This window comes from Nocardia pseudovaccinii NBRC 100343, from assembly GCF_001613225.1.
In the GTDB taxonomy this organism is placed as follows: domain Bacteria; phylum Actinomycetota; class Actinomycetes; order Mycobacteriales; family Mycobacteriaceae; genus Nocardia; species Nocardia pseudovaccinii.
Genome location: NZ_BDBY01000086.1, coordinates 1 through 3,996, shown reverse-complemented (window position 1 = coordinate 3,996; position 3,996 = coordinate 1). Strand labels below are relative to the sequence as shown.

Below are 3,996 nucleotides of genomic sequence, written 5' to 3'. Positions count from 1 at the left end.
CCGACGTGCTGGCGTCACTTGATGCGGTGGCGTCACTCGGTGTGCCTTTGTCGCTCGATGCGGTGGCGCCACCTGACGCACCAGCGCCGCTCGATGCCACATCGCGAACGGCAGCGCTCGACAGCTCGAGCGGCCGGTACAACGCACCCCACGCCAGAATCAGCGCGGGCGGCAGCAGCAGCACGATGACCGCGCTGTACGCCTCCGGCGAGGCATAAGCCACCGTCACCGCGGTCGTCGCCGCGCTGACTCCGATCGCCCAGTCGGCGCGAATCAGCTTGGACCACAATACGAGTGCGATCACCGCGACCACCGCGAGCGAACCGATGGCGTACGGCTTGAACGCCTCCCAGCCGTCCATTCCGAGCACATTCGCCACTCGACCGCCGATCCAGAACCATCCGGCCGGATAGAACGGCGGCAGGTCGGCGTAGGTCATATCGTGCAGCGTCGCGCTATCGGTCAGCCGCGTCAGATATTCGGTGCGGAATTCCTGGTCCACCGAGACGCCGAAGAGGTACAGCTTGGTCGCCGCCAGCGGCATCCCCAATGTCACCGTGACGAACGTCGAAATCCCGACCCAGGACAGCACTTTCGCCACCCACGGCCACCGCCGCGCCCGCACCAGCCAGATCGCCGCCCCCAGCAGCACCGCCGCGCCGACCTGTCCGACCGTGGTCAACGACCTGGTCACATTGGACGAGTTGAACGCGGGCCACTGCACCATCGAAAACGCCACCAGCCCCACGACGGCAACGATCGCGGCCACCACGGCGGCCAGCAGCGCCTCGCCGACCCCGGAGCCGATGTGCCGGATCAGCAGCGACCCACGGCCGCGCTCCGGTGCGGAGTGCTCGGCGCGTTCTGCCGTGATTGTGCTCAACGGAGTGCTCCTTCGACAATGCGACGGCTCGAGGTCGGCTCCGAACTTGCCACGGCGCCCGGCCGCTCGCACGGGCAGGGTGCCGAATGCCGCATCGGCCGGTCCGGGCGAACCGCGACGATGGCATCCACCGAACTGGCACAGTGCCGTGCGCTGATGCCGGACTTGCTGGCACGTCGGCACCGAACTCGCCGGGCAGCCACGGAACCGCGTGTTGCTGATATAGACGAGCCGCACCTGTCCCGCGCAAACGAATGCGCGGCCGACAGGGTGCGGCTCGGGGAAATCAGATGGGCAGCTTGCGGAAGATCGGGCGCGGGATGTGGCGCAGGATCATCATCACGAAGCGGAAGGTGCCGGGTGCCCAGACGAGCTCCTTGCCCCGCTGCGACGCCGAAACCGCCAGTGCCGCAATATCTTCCTTGTTGACGGTGAGCGGAGCCTCTTTGACGTGCGCCGAGAACCTGGTCCGCACCATGCCCGGCCGGATCACCAGCACGCGCGGACCGTACGGCCGCAGCGCCTCGCCGAGCCCCAGGTAGAAGCCGTCGAGTCCAGCCTTGGTCGAGCCGTAGACGAAGTTCGAGCGACGCACCCGCTCACCGGCCACCGAGGACATGGCGATGATCCGCCCGAAGCCCTGCTTCTTCATCTTCTCGCCGACCAGCACACCGACGGAAACCGCGGCGGTGTAATTGATTCCGGCGACCTGCACGGCCTTGCGCTGGTTCTGCCACAGCTCTTCCGGATCGCCGTCCAGGGCGAACGCGACGATGGCGACATCCACGTCGCCGCCGTCCCAGGCCGCGTCGACAACCCTTGGATGGCTCTCGGTGTCGAGCGCGTCGAAGTCGATGACGTCGACCTGGGTCGCACCGGCCGACTTCAGCTCGGAGACGGCGTCCTCGCGCAGCGGATCACCGGGCAGTGCGGCCAGGATGATGCGCGCCGGACTCTTGCGCAGGTACTCGGCGCAGATCGCCAAGCCGATCTCCGAGGTACCGCCCAGCAGCAGGATGGTCTGCGGGTTGCCTACGGCATTAATCACTGGAGCTCCAGCCTTCTCGCCATATCGGACATGAAAACGCCTGTGGGATCGACACTTCGGCGGATCTTGATCCACTCGTCGATCCGCGGGTACATCTGGTGGAAGGTCTCCGCGGTGGTGCGCGAATCCTTCGCGGTGTACAGCCGCCCGCCGAACTCCATGACGCGGCGGTCCAGCTCGCTCACCAACTCGTTCAGACCCGGCTTGATCGGGAAGTCGACGCAGATGTTCCAGCCCGGCATCGGGAAGCTCAGCGGTGCGGGATTACCCGGTCCGAACAGCTTGAAAACGTTCAGTGCCGAGTAGTGCCCGGAGCCCTGGATATCGATGATGATCCGCTTGAACTCCTCGACCGCCTCGGTCGGCACCACGAACTGGTACTGCAGGAAGCCGTTGGAACCGTAGCCGCGGTTCCACTCCGCGATCATGTCGAGCGGGTGGTAGAACTGCGTCAGATTCTGCACCTTGCCGGTGTAATTGCCGCCCATGGCGTAGTACGCCTCACCGATGGCCTGGAGCGTGAGCTTGTTCATGGTCCAGTTCGGGAAGATATCGGGCACCGTCATCAGCTGCGGAGCGTCGAACTTCAGCGGCTTCTTGCGCAGGCGCTTGGGTAGTTCGTCGACCTTGGCGAGGCGGCCGCGGGTGATGGTGGCCCGGCCGAGCTTCGGCAGCGGGCTGATCACGTCGAACCACGCGCTCGAGTAGGTGTAGTTCGCCTCGCTGCCGTCGCTGTGCGCGGCGATGGTCTCGTCGAGCGTCGTGGTCTTCACGCCGTCGTTGAGGAAGTACGCCGTCTCGGTGGGCGCCATCTCGATGGTCGCGCGCAGGATGATGCCGGTGAGTCCGTTGCCGCCGACGGTCGCCCAGAACAGCTTGGCATTGCGCTTGGGCGTGATGTGCTGTACCTGCCCATCGGCGGTGAGCAGATCGATCGAGCGCACGTGGTTGCCGAAGCTGCCCTCGCTGTGATGGTTCTTACCGTGGATATCGGAGGCGATGGCGCCGCCGATCGTCACCTGACGGGTGCCGGGCAGCACCGGAACCCACAGCCCGAACGGCAGCGCGGCCTTCATGAGCTGGTCCAGGCTGACGCCGCCGTCCACATCGACGATCCGGGTGTCCCGGTCGATCCGGTGGATATTGTTCAGCGCCGTCATATCGACGACGAGGCCGCCCGCGTTCTGCGCGTGATCGCCATAGGAGCGGCCGAGCCCGCGCGCGATGATGCCGCGACGCAGGTGGGCCGGCTTGGAGTCGTTGTCCTCGGCGACCATGGCGACGGCCTTGGCGATCAGTTCGGGATCGCTCGTCGAGAGCACTTCGGAAGATGTTGGTGCGGTGCGACCCCACCCGGTCAATGCCTTGGTCCGCGTCGGCAGCGCGTAGGTGCCGTCGGCGACATTGCCGGAGTTACCGGTTGTGGTGGCGGTCGGAGCTTTCGTGGACATCGGCATAGAGGCTACATGCATGAGCCGATATGCGGTCGGCGTCGCCGTACTCCCCAGTATGTGAGGACCGACCGCGGTTGCGTCGCGCCGGACAAGTGTCCAATCGGTGCTCGGTCCGCGTGCCGTGGGGCACCGGCGCTACGCTCGTCGGCGTGCAAGCAGAATCCCAGCTGCCGCTCCCGGCCGAACTGCCGTTGGTCGACGAGCCGGCCGGAACCGATGTCGACCTCAAGACCCAGATCATCCGCTTCACCCTCACCGGTGGCCTCTCGGCCATCGTCGACTACGGGATCTACAGCTTCCTGCTGAACCTGATCGGCCTTCCGGTCAGCGTCGCCAAATCGATCAGCTTCATCGCGGGCACCACGACGGCCTACCTGATCAATCGCCGCTGGACCTTCCAGGCGCCCCCGAGCCGCGCCCGTTTCATCGCGGTGGTGATCCTCTACGCCGTCACCTTCGCCGTCCAGGTCGGCATCAACCAGGTGCTCTACGCCACCCTGCCCGGCGACTGGTGGCGCCAACCGCTGGCCTTCGTCATCGCCCAGGGCACCGCGACGGTCATCAACTTCGTCGTCCAACGCCTGGTCATCTTCAAACTCGGTGTCTGATTT

Annotated in this window: 4 protein-coding genes; 1 reads left to right on the top strand and 3 read right to left on the bottom strand. The window is 65.9% G+C overall.

Annotated features, from left to right (window positions below):
- From NP3_RS09575 to dprE1, 3 genes are all read right to left on the bottom strand, one after another.
- Positions 1-817, bottom strand: an 817-nt coding sequence (locus NP3_RS09575) for an arabinofuranosyltransferase (RefSeq protein WP_373864736.1), incomplete at its 3' end; no start/stop codon positions are given.
- A gap of 352 nt (positions 818-1,169) precedes the next feature.
- The gene (gene dprE2 / locus NP3_RS09570; protein ID WP_063039819.1) at positions 1,170-1,931 is read right to left on the bottom strand and encodes a decaprenylphospho-beta-D-erythro-pentofuranosid-2-ulose 2-reductase; all 762 of its coding nucleotides are present in this window, start codon (positions 1,929-1,931) and stop codon (positions 1,170-1,172) included.
- Complete coding sequence (gene dprE1, locus NP3_RS09565; RefSeq protein WP_063039823.1) at positions 1,928-3,382, bottom strand: decaprenylphosphoryl-beta-D-ribose oxidase; 1,455 nt, start codon at positions 3,380-3,382, stop codon at positions 1,928-1,930. Before dprE1 ends, dprE2 begins: the two co-directional genes overlap by 4 nt.
- A gap of 152 nt (positions 3,383-3,534) precedes the next feature.
- Between dprE1 and NP3_RS48995 the strand changes: the two genes are divergently transcribed.
- On the top strand, positions 3,535-3,993 hold the full coding sequence (locus tag NP3_RS48995) for a GtrA family protein (RefSeq protein WP_281197349.1): 459 nt from the start codon (positions 3,535-3,537) through the stop codon (positions 3,991-3,993).
- Positions 3,994-3,996: the final 3 nt, after the last annotated feature.

Excerpts from the sequence above, each read along its gene's own strand:
- dprE1 (WP_063039823.1), bottom strand. The coding sequence starts at position 3,382 with ATGTCCACGAAAGCTCCGACCGCCACCACAACCGGTAACTCCGGCAAT.